16 protein-coding genes are annotated in these 17,568 nt (G+C 65.6%); 6 read left to right on the top strand and 10 right to left on the bottom strand.

Features of this window, described 5'->3' with window-relative positions:
* The first annotated feature begins 1,133 nt into the window (after nt 1-1,133).
* Nucleotides 1,134-2,321: a DNA-binding protein gene (locus WS91_RS18835; RefSeq protein ID WP_059577577.1), complete on the top strand. Its 1,188-nt coding sequence runs from the start codon at nt 1,134-1,136 to the stop codon at nt 2,319-2,321.
* A gap of 82 nt (nt 2,322-2,403) precedes the next feature.
* Here WS91_RS18835 and WS91_RS18830 read toward each other — a convergent pair whose 3' ends face one another.
* The 3 genes from WS91_RS18830 to WS91_RS18820 all read right to left on the bottom strand — a co-directional run bounded on the left by WS91_RS18830 (nt 2,404) and on the right by WS91_RS18820 (nt 4,675).
* On the bottom strand, nt 2,404-3,447 hold the full coding sequence (locus tag WS91_RS18830) for a tyrosine-type recombinase/integrase (RefSeq protein ID WP_059670761.1): 1,044 nt from the start codon (nt 3,445-3,447) through the stop codon (nt 2,404-2,406).
* A 165-nt stretch (nt 3,448-3,612) separates the two neighbouring features.
* Nucleotides 3,613-3,993 carry a DUF2471 family protein gene (locus WS91_RS18825; protein ID WP_038755445.1) on the bottom strand — a complete coding sequence of 127 codons (381 nt, stop codon included), beginning with the start codon at nt 3,991-3,993 and terminating at the stop codon, nt 3,613-3,615.
* Nucleotides 3,994-4,060: 67 nt separating this feature from the next.
* Nucleotides 4,061-4,675, bottom strand: a complete 615-nt coding sequence (locus WS91_RS18820) for a helix-turn-helix domain-containing protein (protein WP_038755443.1) — start codon at nt 4,673-4,675, stop codon at nt 4,061-4,063.
* A 166-nt stretch (nt 4,676-4,841) separates the two neighbouring features.
* On the opposite strand from WS91_RS18820, the gene WS91_RS18815 reads away from it, so the two are divergent.
* Entirely contained in the window at nt 4,842-6,041 is a 1,200-nt protein-coding gene (locus WS91_RS18815) for a glycine C-acetyltransferase (protein ID WP_059670760.1), read from the top strand.
* Between the two features lie 13 nt (nt 6,042-6,054).
* Nucleotides 6,055-7,083, top strand: coding sequence for an L-threonine 3-dehydrogenase (gene tdh, locus WS91_RS18810; protein ID WP_038755439.1), 1,029 nt, complete (start codon nt 6,055-6,057; stop codon nt 7,081-7,083).
* A gap of 94 nt (nt 7,084-7,177) precedes the next feature.
* On the opposite strand, the gene kdpA is transcribed toward tdh, so the two are convergent.
* From kdpA to WS91_RS18790, 4 genes are all read right to left on the bottom strand, one after another.
* Nucleotides 7,178-8,983, bottom strand: coding sequence for a potassium-transporting ATPase subunit KdpA (kdpA, locus tag WS91_RS18805; protein WP_059670759.1), 1,806 nt, complete (start codon nt 8,981-8,983; stop codon nt 7,178-7,180).
* 156 nt (nt 8,984-9,139) lie between these two features.
* Nucleotides 9,140-9,568, bottom strand: coding sequence for a hypothetical protein (locus tag WS91_RS18800; RefSeq protein WP_038754622.1), 429 nt, complete (start codon nt 9,566-9,568; stop codon nt 9,140-9,142).
* On the bottom strand, nt 9,565-10,212 hold the full coding sequence (locus WS91_RS18795; RefSeq protein ID WP_081990080.1) for a GNAT family N-acetyltransferase: 648 nt from the start codon (nt 10,210-10,212) through the stop codon (nt 9,565-9,567). The genes WS91_RS18800 and WS91_RS18795 overlap by 4 nt, the downstream gene beginning before the upstream one ends.
* Before the next feature lie 168 nt (nt 10,213-10,380).
* Nucleotides 10,381-11,031 carry a YceI family protein gene (locus WS91_RS18790; protein ID WP_038754617.1) on the bottom strand — a complete coding sequence of 217 codons (651 nt, stop codon included), beginning with the start codon at nt 11,029-11,031 and terminating at the stop codon, nt 10,381-10,383.
* An 87-nt stretch (nt 11,032-11,118) separates the two neighbouring features.
* On the opposite strand from WS91_RS18790, the gene WS91_RS18785 reads away from it, so the two are divergent.
* Nucleotides 11,119-11,739: a TetR/AcrR family transcriptional regulator gene (locus tag WS91_RS18785; RefSeq protein ID WP_038754614.1), complete on the top strand. Its 621-nt coding sequence runs from the start codon at nt 11,119-11,121 to the stop codon at nt 11,737-11,739.
* Between the two features lie 101 nt (nt 11,740-11,840).
* Nucleotides 11,841-12,320, top strand: coding sequence for a nuclear transport factor 2 family protein (locus WS91_RS18780; protein WP_059578429.1), 480 nt, complete (start codon nt 11,841-11,843; stop codon nt 12,318-12,320).
* A gap of 325 nt (nt 12,321-12,645) precedes the next feature.
* On the opposite strand, the gene WS91_RS18775 is transcribed toward WS91_RS18780, so the two are convergent.
* The 3 genes from WS91_RS18775 to WS91_RS18765 all read right to left on the bottom strand — a co-directional run bounded on the left by WS91_RS18775 (nt 12,646) and on the right by WS91_RS18765 (nt 16,454).
* Nucleotides 12,646-13,638 (bottom strand): M14 family metallopeptidase, encoded by a 993-nt coding sequence (locus WS91_RS18775; protein WP_059645649.1) that lies wholly within the window; start codon nt 13,636-13,638, stop codon nt 12,646-12,648.
* 141 nt (nt 13,639-13,779) lie between these two features.
* Complete coding sequence (locus WS91_RS18770; protein WP_038754606.1) at nt 13,780-15,252, bottom strand: NAD-dependent succinate-semialdehyde dehydrogenase; 1,473 nt, start codon at nt 15,250-15,252, stop codon at nt 13,780-13,782.
* Nucleotides 15,253-15,308: 56 nt separating this feature from the next.
* Entirely contained in the window at nt 15,309-16,454 is a 1,146-nt protein-coding gene (locus WS91_RS18765) for a tartrate dehydrogenase (RefSeq protein WP_269434505.1), read from the bottom strand.
* 114 nt (nt 16,455-16,568) lie between these two features.
* On the opposite strand from WS91_RS18765, the gene WS91_RS18760 reads away from it, so the two are divergent.
* Complete coding sequence (locus WS91_RS18760; protein WP_038754599.1) at nt 16,569-17,486, top strand: LysR substrate-binding domain-containing protein; 918 nt, start codon at nt 16,569-16,571, stop codon at nt 17,484-17,486.
* The last annotated feature ends 82 nt before the right edge of the window (nt 17,487-17,568 follow it).

The following is a 17,568-nucleotide window of genomic DNA, read 5'->3' as shown; positions in this document are numbered from 1 at the left end:
TAGTTACGAAACATGGCTGAGACGCCAGTCGAAATCTTCTTCTCCCGAATTCCCTCACCTTTACCAAAGCGGGCTGATGCCGCTCGCGCGACGCCATTTCCCGAAAATCCTCACCTTTGATGAAAAGCGGGCACGTGAACAGCGCTCGCCCGCCAATATCCACGGGCGTTCGCGACCAAGTAGGCGTCAACTTCTCCCGAAAAAGCTCACCTTTACCAAATCTCGGGAGCATTCCTGGTCCTGAAAAAGCTCACCTCGAGTTCAATCGACGCCATCGCATCAAACGCCCGAATACCCTCACCTTTGGCGGCAACCCTAGTTCCTGGGTCGACGAAGGTTTCCCGAAAAACCTCACCTTTGGCACATTTCAGGCTCGGAAGCCCCGCCGGACGGGCCTTTACAGGCGCTCCTTCCCGGAAACGCTCACATCAAAACAGGCTGGAATCCCGAGAAATCTCACCTATGCCCCAACTTTGCTTAAAAGAAGGGCAGAATCGCTACCTCGCACCCATCCCGAAAAGCCTCACCTGTGGCCACCCAACTGTGGACAGATCGAATCAGGCTCCACGCGGCTTCACCATCGCAGAGCCCCTGAAAAACCTCACCTTCGGAAATTTCTTCTGTGGGAAACTGTCCTGAACCCGCTCACGATCTTTCCTGCATCGGCTCACGCTGATCCCCGAACCCCATCACGTCGGCTCCCGAAAATTTTCACCTCATATCCCGTATAACTTCACCTTATCGGCCGCAATCCCTTGCTGGGCAAGGCTTCCCCGTGGCGTTAACGTTTTTAACGAAGGTTCAAGGGTGTTTACTTCTAATACTCTCAAGACGCCCCCGACGAGTTTTCCACAGAACCCCCTTGAGCCTCCAGAAAAGCCTCGAGAACCGCAGCGCCCAGCACGTGAAACAATTGCCGTTATTCGGGCCCTATCCGGTAATCTTTTAAAAACATGGGCTTAATGACGATTCTTCGCTTTGTTTCACGGATGTAGGACATCAACGTGAGCAAAAGGACTCGAGATTTCCCAACCCCGCTTCAGCAGTAGCAAAAGTACAACAAGCAGATCAAAAACGTATTGAAACAAACGTGTTTCGTTATGATTGATACGTTTTGATTTAGCACAACGACCATGACGCTCGATGAGATCCGGCAAACCATTCGCGAAGAACTCGATGCGTTGCGCGCATCCGGCGCCCGTCGGCAAGAACTGTCGCTACACGCATGCAAGCGGTTGTTCTTCGATCTCGGCATCCGCCCGTCCGCCGCGAACGTCCGTGATCTGACCCAGACCGGCAGCGCGAGCGACATCCCGAAGGACATCGACTACTTTTGGGAACGCATTCGTGCGGCGTCCAAAGTCAGGCTCGAGGGCGCTGCTTTGCCGAAGGCCCTCGAAGAAAAGGCCGGGGCACTGCTCGGCACGCTATATGAAGAGGCATTGAAGCAGGCGCGGGAGAGTCTCGATGTCGAGCGGCAGCAGGCTAGCGAGGACGTAGCCGCCGCTGAACAGAAATATCGCGACGCGCTGATTCGCCAGGAAGCGCTTGAAAACGCGCTTGGCCGGAGCGACGCGCGCGCCGAGCAATTACAGAATCGGTTGACCGAAGTCGAGGTGCAGCTGGCGTCCGCGTCGACGCAAGGCCTAGTCCATCAGGATTCGCTGCAGGGCTTGATCCATCGAATGGAAAACGAAAACGCGCTGCTGAATCAGCGCCTCGAAACCGAGCAAGGCCAAAACGCCGCGCTGCGCGAGCGCATCGACGCGCTGCACGCGGAGCTGCGCGAGAACACCGAGCACTACGCACAGCAGATCAAGGACGCGATCGCGGAAGCCGAGCGGCGCGTGAAGCCGATGCTCGTCGAGCTCGATTCCTTGCGCAGCATGGCGTCGACTTACCAGCAGGGGTTGCGTGACGTCAACCGCAAGGAATTCGATTTCCTGCAGCAATTGAGTACCGCCAAGGCGCGCGCGGACCGGCTCGACGCGCAGTTGAAAGAGCAAGGCGACGAATTGGCCGACGCGGTCAAGGAAGTCGAGGTATTGCGGGCCAGTCAGGGCATGACGCCCGAGATTGCCGCTCTGATTCAGCGTCTGGCTGACGCCGGGAGTCTGGATGCAGCGGCGTTCGACGCGATCGGCACATCACTGGATCAGCACGTGTCGCTGCCGGCGCGCTGTCCGAATTGCGGCGACGGCGAACCCGAGCTGTCACACGACGCACGCGGCTACGAATTGCTCTGCCCAGAATGCGAGCACACGTCGGGAGCGCGGTCGTCGCGCTTTGCGGCGGCCGCGTATTTCGCCCGGAAGCGGTGACGGCATGCGTCCGGATTTCTCAAACGTGAGGAAATTCGGGAGTCGAAAGGTGAGCGTTTTCGGGGGGTGAAAAATCCCGGCTTCAAGCCTGGCTTGACGCGGCAGGCGCATCATCGGTGAGCGGCTCGGCGTCGGGCAGCGCACTTGCGAGGTTCTCTCGCCAGTTTCTCCATGCGCGGTGCAGCCGGTTCGACGATATCGGCTGCGCGAATCCCAGCCACTGCCCGACTTTCTCCGGATCGACGCCGTTTTCGAACAACTCGGCCGCGAACGTGTTGCGCAGCGTTTGCGGACTGGCGCGCGCGGTGCGGGATTGCGCGATGTCCGCCGCGTCGATGATCGCGTCGACCGCACGCAGCATCGTTGCCTTGTGCATTGGCCGGCCGGATTGGGATGCGGGAAAGACGAGTTCGCCCGGAATGCCGCAGCGTTGGCGTTCGACGAGCCACGCGTCGAACAGCGCGATCGCGAACGATGCAAGATGTGTTTCGCGTGTGAATTCCGGCTGGGTCGCCGGGATCGTCAGCATCGTCGTTCCAAGTTTCACGCAACTAATCGTGAGCGTGCGCGCCTCGCCGGTTTTCAATCCGCCGCCGAGGAACGCGGCGATGAGCGCGCGATCGCGGCGCTCCTTCCAGAGCGCCGCGCCCATCGCCGGCAGCGGGGAAAACAGATACGCGAGCAGCGCCGCGCGTTCGGCCGGCGCAAGGAAACTGGTTGGTTCATTGTCTCGCGCGCTACGCCAAGTTGCTTCGCCATCCTGAGCGATGAAGCGAGCAGGATTCGTCGAGCCCAGCTCGCTCTTGCGCACGTGGTCGAGCACGCGCTCGATCAGCCTCAAATAGCGGACTCTTTGCGTCTTCTTGATCGGGAGTTCGCCGACGAAGTGGGCGATCGTCTCGGTGTCGACCGTCGCGAGGTTTTTCTGTCGTTTTGCGAGCCAGCCGAGAAACGCGCCCCACTGCGCGCGATAGACGTCGGCCGACGAACGGCGAAATTCCTGGGCGGCCAGCCATGCGTCGAATGCGGTGTCCGGACGGTTGAGCCAATCCGACGTGTCGCGATCAAACAGATCGCTCGGAATGTCGGGCGGCGATGCGGGGCTCGTCAAGGTGGGCAGCGACATGTCTATTATCCCGTTAGTTGCAATTCATCATAGCGTGTCGCATTCGCTCGATAAAGTGTTTCGAGTCAGCGGCCGAACAAATTCGGCAGCCATCGTGCCGCCGGAAGCCAGCTGTCTGCGTGCGAGGCGCGAGCCGCTCGACGGCTTGGGTTGGGCGCGGTGGCGTCAGTCGCCCCACGCGCGCGACACGCGCATGGGGCGCGCCGGCGCTTCCGTCGCGTCGTTCCGCGCGTTCGCGGCCCGCTCGTACGCGGCGACCGCGAACGAAAACACCGCAGGCAGCGCGTTCGACCGCCCGAAGTCGACGAGATCGTCGGTTTCGGGAAAGCACAGTTCGGCCGGGCGGTCGAACAGGCAGCGCACCATCGAATCGTGCCGGCTCGCGAAGCCGAGATCGGCGAGCGCTTCGGCCTCGACCGCGTGCAGGAGCCGCCACGTCAGCGGCACGCCTTGCCGGATATAGCGCTCGGCAATGTGGCGGACAATCGTTTCCATATCGTGCGCCGCAGCCTTGAAGCTGAGCGCGGCCAGATCCTGTTCGGTCATCGCGGGCTCCTGTTTTGCGTATACTGTACGAATATACAGTATTTTGCGCAACTGGCTGACGAGCCGGCTAGACGCCGTGCTGCCGATGGATCACGACGAGGAGCGCCTTCGCTTCGCTCTTGCCCGCGTTGCGGATCGCGTGCGGCCCGTCGGCCGCGTAGCGCGCGGTGTCGCCCGCCTTCAGGCGCCGCGCGATGCCCGCCGCTTCGATTTCGATCGTGCCGTTCAGCACGGTCAGATGCTCGCGCGTGCCCGGCTCGTGCGGATTCGACACGAGCGCGCCGTGCGCCGGCAGCGTCAACTCATACCACTCGAACTTGCCCGCGAGCTCGATCGGCCCCCAGACGCGTAACTGGTATTGCGCGTCGTGCCCGGCGAGCGTCGGGATGTCGTGCGGGCCGTCGACGCGGATCGTCTCCGGCGCCTTCGGCTGCGCGAACAACTCGTCGAGGCTGATGCCAAGCGCGTTCGTGAGCCGCCACGCAACCGCGATCGTCGGATTCGCCTTGTCGCGCTCGATTTCCGACAGCATCGATTTCGATACGCCCGCCGCGCGCGACAGATCGTCGAGCGTCAGCTTGCGCTCGTTGCGCAGGCGCTGAATTTGCTCGCCGACCCGCGGCGGCGCGACGCCGGCGGAAGCGGGCGCGGCTGTGCGCCGCGCGCCGGAAGAGCTTGCCATTTGAATTCCGTTCGCTTAGAGTTGTTCGGTATTTCGAATTTTAGTTCGGAATACAGGAAAAATACGCTGAACCCGACGGCCGACTATAACAGTAGCAAGCTGCTTTGCCGCCGCCACGAGCGCGGCCGAGCGCCGAGGCTTGCAGCCCATATCAGGAGCTTATGCGATGCGTGATGCCTATCTCGCCCATCTACGCGGCACCCTCGAGCAGATTCGCGCGGACGGTTTCTACAAGACCGAGCGTGAGATCGCGAGCCCGCAGGCGGCCGACATCCGGCTTGCCGGCGGCGCGCACGTGCTGAATTTCTGCGCGAACAACTATCTGGGGCTCGCGGACGATCCGCGCCTCATCGCCGCCGCGCAGGCGGCGCTCGAGCAGGACGGGTTCGGGATGGCGTCGGTGCGCTTCATCTGCGGCACGCAGACCGTGCACAAGCAGCTGGAGGCGGCGCTTTCCGCGTTCCTGAAAACGGACGACTGCATTCTGTATTCGAGCTGCTTCGACGCGAACGGCGGCCTGTTCGAGACGCTGCTCGACGAAAACGACGCGATCATCAGCGACGAGCTGAACCACGCGAGCATCATCGACGGCGTTCGCCTGTCGAAGGCGAAGCGCTTTCGCTACAAGAACAACGATCTCGCCGATCTCGAAGCGAAGCTGCGCGAGGCCGACGCCGCGGGCGTGCGCTTCAAGCTGATCGCGACCGACGGCGTGTTCTCGATGGACGGCATCATCGCGAACCTGAAAGGCGTCTGCGATCTCGCCGATCGCTACGGCGCGCTCGTGATGGTCGACGATTCGCATGCGGTCGGCTTCATCGGCGAGCACGGGCGCGGCACGCCCGAGCATTGCGGCGTCGAGGGCCGCGTCGACATCATCACGGGCACGCTCGGCAAGGCGCTGGGCGGCGCGTCGGGCGGCTATGTCGCCGCGCGGCGCGAAATCGTTGAACTGCTGCGGCAGCGCTCGCGCCCGTATCTGTTCTCGAACACGCTGACGCCGAGCATCGCGGCCGCGTCGCTGAAGGTGCTCGAGTTGCTCGCGAGCGACGAGGGCGCGCGGCTGCGCGAGCGCGTGCGCGCGAACGGCGCGCACTTCCGCGAGAAGATGAGCGCGGCGGGCTTCACGCTCGTGCCGGGCGAGCACCCGATCATTCCGGTGATGCTCGGCGACGCGCAGGTCGCATCCAGGATGGCCGACGCGCTCCTCGCCGAAGGCGTGTACGTGATCGGTTTCTCGTATCCCGTCGTGCCGCGCGGCCGTGCACGCATTCGCACGCAGATGAGCGCCGCGCATACGCCCGAGCAGATCGATCGCGCGGTCGACGCGTTCGTGCGCGTCGGCAAGACGCTCGGCGTCATTTAGACGGAGGCTCGCGATGAAAGCGCTTGCCAAGCTCGAACGCGGCCCGGGCCTTACGCTCACCCGCGTGAAGAAGCCCGAGGTCGGTCACAACGACGTGCTGATCAAGATTCGCCGCACCGCGATCTGCGGCACCGACATCCACATCTGGAAGTGGGACGACTGGGCGCAGAAGACGATTCCGGTGCCGATGCACGTCGGCCACGAGTATGTCGGCGAGATCGTCGAGATGGGCCAGGAAGTGCGCGGCTTCTCGATCGGCGATCGCGTATCCGGCGAAGGCCACATCACGTGCGGCTTCTGCCGCAACTGTCGCGCGGGGCGGCGCCATCTGTGCCGCAACACGGTGGGCGTCGGCGTGAATCGCGAAGGCGCGTTCGCCGAGTATCTCGCGATTCCCGCGTTCAACGCGTTCAAGATTCCGCCCGAGATCTCCGACGATCTCGCCGCGATCTTCGATCCGTTCGGCAACGCGACGCACACCGCGCTGTCGTTCAACCTCGTCGGCGAGGATGTGCTGATCACGGGCGCGGGGCCGATCGGCGTGATGGCGGCGGCGATCGCGAAGCACGTCGGCGCGCGCAACGTCGTCATCACCGACATCAACGACTATCGCCTCGATCTCGCACGCAAGATGGGCGCGACGCGCGCGGTGAACGTGTCGCGCGAATCGCTGCGCGACGTGATGGCCGATCTGCACATGACCGAAGGCTTCGATGTCGGGCTCGAGATGTCGGGCGTGCCGAGCGCGTTCACGTCGCTGCTCGAATCGATGAATCACGGCGGCAAGGTTGCGCTGCTCGGCATTCCGCCCGCGCAGACCGCGATCGACTGGAATCAGGTGATCTTCAAGGGCCTCGAGATCAAGGGCATCTACGGGCGCGAAATGTTCGAGACCTGGTACAAGATGGTCGCGATGTTGCAGAGCGGGCTCGACTTGTCACCGATCCTCACGCATCGCTTTCCGGTCGACGAGTTCGAGAAGGGCTTCGCGGCGATGCTGTCGGGCGAGAGCGGCAAGGTGATTCTCGACTGGACCGTGTGACGCCGGGCCGGGAGTCACGAGTCACGCCGCGCTACGGACTGCGAACGATGATCCGAAAACCGCGCGAGGCGGCATGTCGAGCCTCGCGCGGCATTCAATGCGCGGCGCCCATCGTCACCTGCTCGACGATCGGCCCGAGCGCAAGCGCCGGCAGATACGTGAGCAACGTCATCAGCAAGACCGTTCCGATCAGCAGGACGACGAAGAGCGGGCCATGCGTCGGCAGCGTGCCGGGGCCGGCCGCGCGCCGCACCTTCGGCGCGAGCGAGCCCGCGAGCGCGAGCACCGGCACGATCGTCGCGAAGCGGCCGAGCCACATCGCCGCCGCGAGCGCCGTGTTGTAGTACGGCGTGTTCGCGGCGAGGCCGGCGAACGCGCTGCCGTTGTTGTTCGCGGCCGACGTGAACGCGTAGAGGATCTCGCTGAAGCCGTGCGCGCCGGGGTTCGCGATGCCGGCGACGCCGTCCGGCAGCAGCACCGATACGGCCGTGCCGACGAGCACGACGATCGGTGTCGCGAGGATCGCGATCGAGACGAGCTTCATGTCGTGCGGATCGATCTTCTTGCCGAGATATTCGGGCGTGCGGCCGATCATCAATCCCGCGATGAACACGGCGAGCATCGCATGCACCAGCATGCCGAAGAGTCCCGAGCCGGGGCCGCCGAACACCACTTCGCCCGTCTGCATCAACGCCATCGGCACGAGTCCGCCGATCGGCGTCAGCGAATCGTGCATCGAGTCGACGGCTCCGTCGCCGCTCGCCGTCGCGATCGCCGCGTAGAGCGCGGACGACGCGATCCCGAAGCGCGTCTCCTTGCCTTCCATGTTGCCGCCCGGCATCGCTACGGATGCGCGCGAGTCGATGCCGGGCGCCGTGAGCATCGCGCTGCCCGCCTGCTCCGCACGCATCGTTGCCGCGGCGCAGGCGACGAACATCGCGAGCATCGCCGCATAGATCGCCCAGCCCTGCCGCGTGTCGCCGACCATCGCGCCGAACGTGTAGCAAAGCGCGGCCGGAAGCAGCAGCGCGAGCATTTGCAGGAAGTTGCTGAAGGGCGTGGGATTCTCGAACGGATGCGCGGAGTTCGCGTTGAAGAAGCCGCCGCCGTCGCCGCTCAACAGCTTGATCGATTCCTGCGACGCGACGGGCCCCATCGGCAGAAGCTGCTCGCGGCTCGTGATCGTGCGCACGACCGGTTGGCCGGCGGCGCTGCGCAACGGCGTGCCGCTGGCGTCGAGCGCGGGCTGCTGCCAGGTGACGCTTTGCGCGATGTGAACGGCGCGATAGGCGGAGAAGTTCTGGATCGTGCCTTGCGCGATGAACGCGGCGGCGAACAGCACGGACAACGGAATCAGGATGTACAGCGTCGCGCGCGTGAGGTCGGCCCATAGATTGCCGACGGAGCCGGTGCCGCGCGTCGCGAGCGCGCGGATCAGCGCGAACAGGACGGCGATGCCCGCGGCGGCCGACAGGAAACTCTGCACGGCGATGCCTCCCATCTGGCTCAGATAGCTGAGCGTCGTTTCGCCTGCGTAGCCCTGCCAGCTTGTGTTGGTGACGAAGCTGACGGCCGTGTTGAATGCCGAATCCGCACCGACGGCCGGCAGGGACTGCGGATTGAGCGGCAGCCTGTGCTGGAGACGCTGCAACGCGTAGAGCGCGATCGTGCCGAGCACGCTGAACGACAGCAACGCGACCGCGTAAGTTTTCCAGCTCATCCCCTGTTCGGGATCGACGCCCGCCGCGCGATACGTCCATCGCTCGACGGGCCGCAGCATTCGCATCGGCCAAGGCGGATCGTCGTTTGCGACGCGGGCGATGTAGCGCCCGAGCGGCTTGACGAGCAGCGTCAGCACGATGACGAAAAGGCTGATTTGCAGATACGCGTGCTTGTCCATCGATTCTCCCGCTTCGGCAGTCGGTTCGGCCGCGCTTCATGTCTCCATTGCAGCGCGGCACGTGTCAAATCGATCGAAAGACTCGGGTGGCGGGAGTAAACATCGCATCAATATTTCCAAGCGACGCTCCGCGATTTCACGCCATGCGCACGTGCTCTATTTCGCTTCGTCGAGCAAATGCGGATTCAATTCAATGTTCAGGATGACTAGCCAACGTTTCGGGCAACCGGTCGGAACGTCGGGCAGCGTATCGACGGTCGGGGCCTTGCGCAGGCGCCCGCTTGCTCGTGCATCGAGATAGGCGCGCTGCGCATCGGATTGCAGCCAGAAACTGACGAGCGCGCACGTGACGAAATTGAAGAGCAGCAGCGGGCCGGGTTCGACGTCGTGGCCGAATGCGTGAGCGAGGCCGGCGAATGCCGTCGTCAACACCTGGCTCACCGCGATCGTGATGCACACGACCTTGGCGAGCCCGCGCGCGCGCATCGCGGCTCGCACGTTGGCCGGCTTGCGCGCGTTCGGATCGCCAGAATCGCCCGAATCGTGCGTGCGGTCGCGCCGGTGCGTTTCGTCGTCGGCGCTCATGCGACGCGACCGAGCGGTGTCGGCGTTGGCGTCGGTATCAGCGGCAGTTCGCGCATTTTCCATCCATACGAAGGCGATGCGTCCGTCGACTTGCTGAGGATCGCGCTGTCGTAGCCTTTGCCGGAAAAATGCATGACGTCGACGATTCGGAATCCTTGACGCGTATAGAACTCGACGAGATGCGCGGCGGGTTGCGGCGTATCGAGCGCGAGGCGCCGATAGCCGCGCGCGGCCGCCCAATGCGCGGCGAACGCGAGCATCGAGCAGCCGATGCCGCGCCCTTGCCACACCGGATCGACGCCGAACTGGCGCAGCGTCGCGACGTTGGCGCGGCGATAGAGCTCGCACGGCGACGACAAATCGCGCGTATGAAGCGTCATCGTCGCGACCAGGTGGCCGTTGCAGACGGCGACGAAGCACTCGCCCGCGAGCGCGCGCTGCCGCGTGACGGCGGCCGGCTGATCGACGCAAGGGCAATTGAGTCCCATTTGGCCGAGCCGCGCGAATGCGCGATGCAGCAGCGCGGTCAGCTCTTCGTACGAGTCGTGCGCCGGATCGAAACGCCTCAGCACGACACGGCCTTCCACGCGCTTCGCGCATGCGAAATGCATTGCTCGTTCGTTCTTCGCTCGTTGCTGTTGCATGACACCTCCCAAACCTCGACGGTTGCCCGAAGTGTAGGGAGGCGCGAGCGCGCCTTTCAAGAAAAAATGTCGTAAAAAATTTTCGTGACGGCGACGTGAGTCGCGGTGCATGAGGATCGAGTATCGTCGCGGATCGCGAGCGCCGTGAGAGGGTACGTCATCGGCGCGTCATTGCGCCGGCGCTACGCCTTCCTTGACGAATTCCGCCTCGATGCGCACGCGCACGTCGTCGCCGACGGCCGGAAACCAACTCGTCACGCCGAATTGCGCGCGGCTGAACGTGCCGCTCGCAGAAAAGCCGAGCGTGTCCTGCTTCGTCAACGGATTGCGGCCGTAGCCATTGAACGTGACGGCGAGCGTGACGGGGCGCGTCGCGCCGCGGATCGTCAGGTTGCCGGCCAACGTGCCTTGCGTCGCGCTCGTGCGCGTGAAGTGCGCGCCGTCGAAACGGATCTGCGGATAGCGGGCGGCGTCGAGCGCGTCGGCGCCCGCGACGAGCTTGTCGAGCAGCGGCACGTTGGTGTCGATGCTTGCCGCGTCGATCGACGCCGTCACGCCGCTGTCGGCAAGCCCGCCCGCGCGCCAGTCGAGCTGCGCGCTCGCGCGATCGAAACGCATCGTGAAGCGCGAATACTTGAAATGGTCGACGTCGAACACGATGCTCCAGTGGTGCGGATCGAGCGTGTAGCGGCCGGCCGGAACGGCGGCTTCCGCCGTCGACACGCTGTGCGTGACGACCCGCAGCGGCGTGCAGCTCGCCGTCGCGCCCGCGAGCGCAACCGCGCATGCGATCCATCCCGCCCATCTCGCCGGTTTCATCCGAACCTCGTTTGTCGAACGCGTCGAAAGACGATAGCGCATCGATTCGAGGTTGACAAAGGAGAATGATCGTTCTACCGTAAACGCATGAACACGAAACCTGACCTTTCCCCCGCCGCAGCCGGCGCGCGCGAGCGCTTGCTCGACGCGGCCGAGACGCTGATCTACGCGGGCGGCATTCATGCGACGGGCGTCGACGCGATCGTCAAGCTGTCGGGCGCCGCGCGCAAGAGCTTCTATACGCACTTCGAATCGAAGGAGGCGCTCGTCGCCGCCGCGCTCGAACGTCGTGACGAACGCTGGATGACGTGGTTCGTCGACGCGACGGAAAAACGCGGCAAGACGCCGCGCGCGCGGCTCGTCGGCATGTTCGACGTGCTGCGCGAATGGTTTGAGCAGGCGGATTTTCATGGCTGCGCGTTCCTGAACGCGGCGGGCGAGATCGAGCATCCGGACGATCCGGTGCGTGTCGTCGCGCGCGAGCACAAGGAACGCCTGCGCGCGTTCGTGCGCGAGCAGCTCGACGCGCATGCGGCCGAGGCCGGCGCGGATCGCCGGCACGTCGCGCGGCTCGCGCGCCAGTGGCTCGTGCTGATCGACGGCGCGATCGGCGTCGCGCTCGTGAGCGGCGATGCATCGGCGGCGCGCGACGCGCGCGCGGCGGCGGAGCTGCTGCTCGACGCGACGTTGCCGAGCCGGTCCGGCTGACGCTCCCCCTTTTCCTTCACTCGAATAGCCGTACCTCGACCTGCCCGCCGTCCGTCGGCGAGCCGGGCAGGCCCTTTCACGTCCTCAATCTGGAGAACACGATGTCCGATTCAACCGAAATCCGCCCGCCCGTTCCGCCGTTCACGCGCGAAACCGCGATTCAAAAAGTTCGGGCTGCTGAAGATGGCTGGAACACGCGCGACCCCGAGCGCGTGTCGCTCGCCTATACGCCGCAGAGCAAGTGGCGCAACCGCGCGGAGTTCGCCACGGGCCGCGCGGAGATCGTCGCGCTGCTGCGCCGCAAGTGGACGCGCGAGCTCGACTATCGGCTGATCAAGGAATTGTGGGCGTTCACGGGCAACCGGATCGCGGTGCGCTTCGCGTACGAATGGCGCGACGACGCGGGCAACTGGTTCCGCTCGTACGGCAACGAAAACTGGGAATTCGACGAGAACGGGCTGATGGCGCATCGCCACGCTTGCATCAACGACATGCCGATTCGCGAATCGGATCGCCTGTTCCATTGGCCGCTCGGCCGCCGGCCCGACGATCATCCGGGCTTGTCGGACCTCGGGCTTTGAGCGACGGCGCGCGGCGCGCGACGTCGCGCCGCCATCGAGCGGCGTGCGTTGCCGAAGCGTCGCGCGATTCGTCATGGGTAGCGCGGGTGGTTGCGATGCGTCGGGGCGTTGCGTCGTGCGATGTTTGGACGCCGCGCGTAGAGCGCCGAACGCCGAACGCCGAACGCCGAACGCCGAACGCCGAACGCCGAACGCCGAACGCCAAACGCCAAACGCCAAACGCCAAACGCTAAACATAGCGCGACGACCGCCTGTCGCGAGCGTCGAATGCGATCGGGCGCCGCTTCGGCGGCGCCCCGAACGGCGGCGCCCGGTGCCGTTCGCATCATCCTCGCTGCGGCACCTCGCGCTCCAGATGGCCGAGCCGAACGACCGTCACGCCCGGGCGCAACTGGCGCAGCGACGGCATCACGAGCACGCAGTCCGGATACGGCGTCGTGACGGGCTCGCCGTTCGACCAGCCGATCACTTCGCCCGCTTTCGCGAAATGCTCGAGGCCGGTGTATGCATCGGCGAAACGAAAGTCGTGGCTCGTCGCGACGACGGGTTCCGTCACCTGCACGACTCGCATCGTCTTTGCCAGCGGCAGGAACCAGTCGACGGGCAGATCCTGTCCGTCGACGATGCCCGAGGCGACCAGAAAGCGCGCGGTGCTGTCGCGCGCGACGGCCGCCGCTCGCGCCTCCCAGTGCTGACCGCATTCGATGAGGAGCGCATTTTTCGCGCTCGCCGGATCGCCGAAGCCGCCGTAATCGCGCATCCGCTTGCCTTCCGGATGGCCTTCGTCGCGAATCACCGTTGCCGGCGCGCCGATCCGCAGCGAGAGCGCGGTGCCCTTGTCGAGCGGCCCGGCGACGATCAGCGGCGCGCTGCGTTCGTGCATCGAATGCAGGTCGAGCAGCCAGTCGGCTTCGTCGACGAACGGCCGCATTGCGCGCGCGCGATCGAGCTCGACCGAGCGCTTCGACGGATCGTCCAGCACCGCGGGCGTCCATACGCGATTGAAATCCTGATCGACGAAGCGCGCAGCGTCGGGCTTGTCCGCATCGAAGCGCTCGTACGCGGCGACGTTCGCGAACGACAGCGTCAGCACGCCGCGGCGCGGCCGCAACCTCATCTTCAACAACGCATCCACGACGATCGCGCCGCACACTTCGTTGCCGTGCGTGAGCGCATTGATCATCACGTGCGGGCCGGGCGCGCCCGAATCGAAGCGATGCACGTAGTCGACGCCGGCGTTGCCGGCACGATGCGCATCGAGGTTCGGAAAGTCGACCTCGATCGAATAGTGAGGAAATACGGGAGCCGATTCGGTCATGGTGAGCTTTTTCGGGAGTCGATGAAAATGTCGCGGCGGATCACGTGCGCGCGCGATCGCGAACCTGGCCGGCGCCGCGCATACGGCGCCGTTCGGTGAGCGATTTCATGCGTGCGCGCGCACGTTTCATCGTGAAAGGCGTCAATCGAGATTGCCTTCGCACAGATACTTGATCGCGAGATAGTCGTCGAGCCCGTAGCGCGATCCTTCGCGGCCGTAGCCCGATTCCTTGACGCCGCCGAACGGCGCGGCCTCGCTCGCGAGCGCACCTTCGTTGACACCGACGACGCCGGCCTCGAGCCGCGACGACACGCGCGCGATCCGCCGCACGTTCTGCGTGTAGAAGTAGGCGGCGAGGCCGTACGGCGTGTCGTTCGCCGCGGCGATGGCTTCGTCTTCGGTCGAGAATCGGAACAACGCAACTACCGGTCCGAACGTCTCCTCGCCGCAAAGCTGCATGCCGGGCGCGGCGTCGGCGAGCACGGTCGGCGCATAGAAGTGCGGGCCGATCTCGGCGAGACGCCGGCCGCCCGTCAGCACGCGCGCGCCGCGCGTCACCGCGTCGTCGACGTGGCGCGCGATCTTGTCGACCGCGCGCGCGTTGATCATCGGGCCGATCTGCGCCGCGGAATCGGTCGCCGGCGCGACGCGCAGCGCGCCCACCCGCTCGGCGACGCGCGCCGCGAACGCGTCGTACACGCCTTCCTGCACGTACACGCGATTCGGACACACGCAGGTCTGCCCGCCGTTGCGGAATTTCGCGGCCATCAGGCCGCCGACGGCCGCGTCGAGATCGGCGTCGTCGAACACGATGAACGGCGCGTTGCCGCCGAGTTCGAGCGACAGCTTCTTCAGCGTCGCCGCCGATTCGCGCGCGAGGAACTTGCCGACGGGCGTCGAGCCGGTGAACGTGATCTTGCGCACGCGCGAATCGGCGAGCCAGTCGCCGACCGCTTCGACGCCGCGCTCGCGCGACGCCGAGATCATGTTCAGCACGCCGGGCGGCACGCCGGCTTCCATCGCGAGGAACGCGAGCGCGAGCGCGGTGAGCGGCGTGTCCTCCGCCGGCTTCGCGACGACCGTGCAGCCCGCCGCGAGCGCCGGCGCGATCTTGCGCGCGATCATCGCGAGCGGAAAGTTCCACGGCGTGATCGCCGCGACGATGCCGATCGGCTCCTTCACCACGCTCATCCGCTTGCCGTGGTGCTGCTGCGGGATGACGTCGCCGTACGCTCGCGTCGCTTCCTCGGCGAACCACTGCACGTACGACGCGCCGTACGCGACTTCGCCGAGCGCCTCGGCGAGCGGCTTGCCTTGCTCGCGCGACATCAGGCGCGCGAGGTCTTCGGTGTGCCAGACGATCGCCGCGTGCCACGCGCGCAGGATCGCGGCGCGTTCGCGCGCGGGCGTCGCGCGCCACGCGGGCAGCGCGCGGGCGGCGGCGTCGGTGGCGGCCCGCGCGTCGTCGGCGCCGCTGTCGGCGGCTTCGGAGATCACGTCGAGCGCGGCCGGATCGGACACGGCATAGCGGCTGCCCGACGCGGCGGGGCGCCATTCGCCGTCGATCAGGTTGCCGGTGCGGAGGAGTTCGGTGCGGGACAGCGTGAGCGGCATGGTGCGAATCCTGACGAAACGATGCGGTTGAAACGGCGCGCGGCGATCGAAGGCGATCAGCCGAGCAGGTGCGCGACGATCGCGTCGCCGACTTCGCTCGTCGACGCCTGGCCGCCCAGGTCGCGCGTGCGCGGGCCGTGCTTCAGCACGTGCTCGATCGCGGCGACGATCGCGTCGTGCGCTTCGCGGGCGCGGCCGGCGCCTTCGCCGAGGAAGTCGATCATCATCGCGGCCGACCAGATCATCGCGATCGGATTCGCGACGTGCTTGCCCGCGATGTCCGGCGCGGAGCCATGCACCGGCTCGAACAGCGACGGAAAGTTGCGCTCCGGGTTCAGGTTCGCAGACGGCGCGATGCCGATCGTGCCGGTGCACGCGGGGCCGAGGTCGGACAGGATGTCGCCGAACAGATTCGACGCGACGACGACGTCGAAGCGGTCCGGCTGCATCACGAAGCGGGCGCACAGGATGTCGATGTGCTGCTTGTCCCACGCGATGTCCGGATAGTGCGCGGCCATCTCGGCGGCGCGCGCGTCCCACCACGGCATGCTGATCGCGATGCCGTTGCTCTTCGTCGCGACGGTGAGCCGCTTCGCGCGGCGCCGCGCGAGCTCGAACGCGAACTTCATCACGCGCTCGGTGCCGAGCCGCGTGAACACCGCCTGCTGGACGGCGAATTCGCGGTCGGTGCCCTCGAACATCACGCCGCCGACGGCCGAATACTCGCCTTCCGTGTTCTCGCGGACGATCATGAAATCGATGTCGCCCGCCTTGCGGCCGGCGAGCGGGCACGGCACGCCGTCGAACAGGCGCGCGGGGCGCAGGTTCACGTACTGGTCGAATTCGCGGCGGAATTTCAGCAGCGACCCCCACAGCGAGACGTGATCGGGCACAGTGTCGGGCCATCCGACCGCGCCGAACAGCAGCGCGTCCATGCTGGAAAGTTGCGTTTTCCAGTCGTCCGGCATCATCTGGCCGTGCTTCGCGTAGTACTCGCAGCTCGCCCATTCGATCGGCTGGTATTCGAAGCGCAAGCCGAAGCGGCGGCTCACCGCGTCGAGCGCGCGCAGCCCTTCGGGCATCACTTCCACGCCGATTCCGTCGCCGGGGATGACGGCGATCTTGTACGCCTTGTCGTTCATGCTGGATTCCTCGTCTCGTGTCGAGCCGCGCGCGTCGGCTGGGCCGGGCGCGGGCGGCATGGGCGGTGTGACGGGCGCGGTCGCTCGGGACGCGCGCCGTCGTCGATTTACGCATTCTATTTATTTCTGGAAGGATTAAAATCGGCCATCCGGTTAATCGACTTTCCACGCATCGTGAATAATTCGCCGAATCTCGACGACCTGCGCGTGTTCAGCATCGTCGTGCGGCTCGCGAGCTTCAGCGCGGCCGCCGAGCAGCTCGCGGTGTCGCCGGCGTATGTCAGCAAGCGCGTCGCGCTGCTCGAAAAGCAGCTCGGCACGCGGCTTTTGCACCGCTCGACGCGCCGCGTCGGGGTGACGGAGGCGGGCGAGCGCGTCTACGCATGGACCGAGAAGATCCTCGACGACGTCGACCATCTCGTCGAGGACGTCTCGACGACCCGCAGCGTCCCGCGCGGCACGCTGCGGATTTCGAGCAGCTTCGGCTTTGGCCGGCACGTGCTCGCGCCCGCACTGCTCGAGTTCAACGAGCGCTATCCGCAGCTCAACGTGCGGCTCGATCTGTTCGACCGGCTCATCGACGTCGTGGGCGAAGGCTTCGATCTCGACATCCGGATCGGCGACGAGATCGCCGATCACCTGATCGCGAAGCGGCTCGCGACGAATTACCGGGTGCTGTGCGCTTCGCCTGCGTATCTCGCGCGATACGGCATGCCGCGCCAGCTCGCGGATCTCGCCGCGCATCAATGCCTCGCGATCAAGGAGCGCGATCATCCGTTCGGCGTATGGCGGCTCACGGTGCGAGGCGAGACATCGACGGTGAAGGTGGGCGGCGCGCTGTCGACGAATCACGGCGAGGTCGCCGTGCAGTGGGCGCTCGCCGGCCGCGGGATCGTGCTGCGCTCGATCTGGGAAGCGGGGCCGCTGCTCGCGAGCGGCGCGCTCAAGCGCGTGCTGCCCGACGCGATCCAGCCGGCGAACGTGTGGGCGGTCTATCCGGCGCGGCTTGCGGCGTCGGCGAAGGTGCGCGTGTGCGTGGATTTTCTCGCGGACGCGTTCGCGCACCTGAACGAGCGCGCGAACGGCGGATAATCGTCCGGCGAACGGCGAACGGCGAACGGCGAACGGCGAACGGCGAACGGCGAACGGCGAACGGCGAACGGCGAACGGCGAA

Origin of the sequence: Burkholderia sp. MSMB1498, assembly GCF_001526245.1 — a bacterium.
Taxonomy (GTDB): Bacteria; Pseudomonadota; Gammaproteobacteria; order Burkholderiales; family Burkholderiaceae; genus Burkholderia; species Burkholderia savannae.
This window is presented reverse-complemented; position numbering and strand designations above follow the sequence as displayed.

Bases quoted from the DNA above. Each gene is read 5' to 3' on its own strand.
- WS91_RS18835 (WP_059577577.1), top strand. From the start codon at position 1,134: ATGACGCTCGATGAGATCCGGCAAACCATTCGCGAAGAACTCGATGCG.
- WS91_RS18830 (WP_059670761.1), bottom strand. From the start codon at position 3,447: ATGTCGCTGCCCACCTTGACGAGCCCCGCATCGCCGCCCGACATTCCG.
- WS91_RS18825 (WP_038755445.1), bottom strand. From the start codon at position 3,993: ATGACCGAACAGGATCTGGCCGCGCTCAGCTTCAAGGCTGCGGCGCAC.
- WS91_RS18820 (WP_038755443.1), bottom strand. From the start codon at position 4,675: ATGGCAAGCTCTTCCGGCGCGCGGCGCACAGCCGCGCCCGCTTCCGCC.
- WS91_RS18815 (WP_059670760.1), top strand. From the start codon at position 4,842: ATGCGTGATGCCTATCTCGCCCATCTACGCGGCACCCTCGAGCAGATT.
- tdh (WP_038755439.1), top strand. From the start codon at position 6,055: ATGAAAGCGCTTGCCAAGCTCGAACGCGGCCCGGGCCTTACGCTCACC.
- kdpA (WP_059670759.1), bottom strand. From the start codon at position 8,983: ATGGACAAGCACGCGTATCTGCAAATCAGCCTTTTCGTCATCGTGCTG.
- WS91_RS18800 (WP_038754622.1), bottom strand. From the start codon at position 9,568: ATGAGCGCCGACGACGAAACGCACCGGCGCGACCGCACGCACGATTCG.
- WS91_RS18795 (WP_081990080.1), bottom strand. From the start codon at position 10,212: ATGCAACAGCAACGAGCGAAGAACGAACGAGCAATGCATTTCGCATGC.
- WS91_RS18790 (WP_038754617.1), bottom strand. From the start codon at position 11,031: ATGAAACCGGCGAGATGGGCGGGATGGATCGCATGCGCGGTTGCGCTC.
- WS91_RS18785 (WP_038754614.1), top strand. From the start codon at position 11,119: ATGAACACGAAACCTGACCTTTCCCCCGCCGCAGCCGGCGCGCGCGAG.
- WS91_RS18780 (WP_059578429.1), top strand. From the start codon at position 11,841: ATGTCCGATTCAACCGAAATCCGCCCGCCCGTTCCGCCGTTCACGCGC.
- WS91_RS18775 (WP_059645649.1), bottom strand. From the start codon at position 13,638: ATGACCGAATCGGCTCCCGTATTTCCTCACTATTCGATCGAGGTCGAC.
- WS91_RS18770 (WP_038754606.1), bottom strand. From the start codon at position 15,252: ATGCCGCTCACGCTGTCCCGCACCGAACTCCTCCGCACCGGCAACCTG.
- WS91_RS18765 (WP_269434505.1), bottom strand. From the start codon at position 16,454: ATGCCGCCCGCGCCCGGCCCAGCCGACGCGCGCGGCTCGACACGAGAC.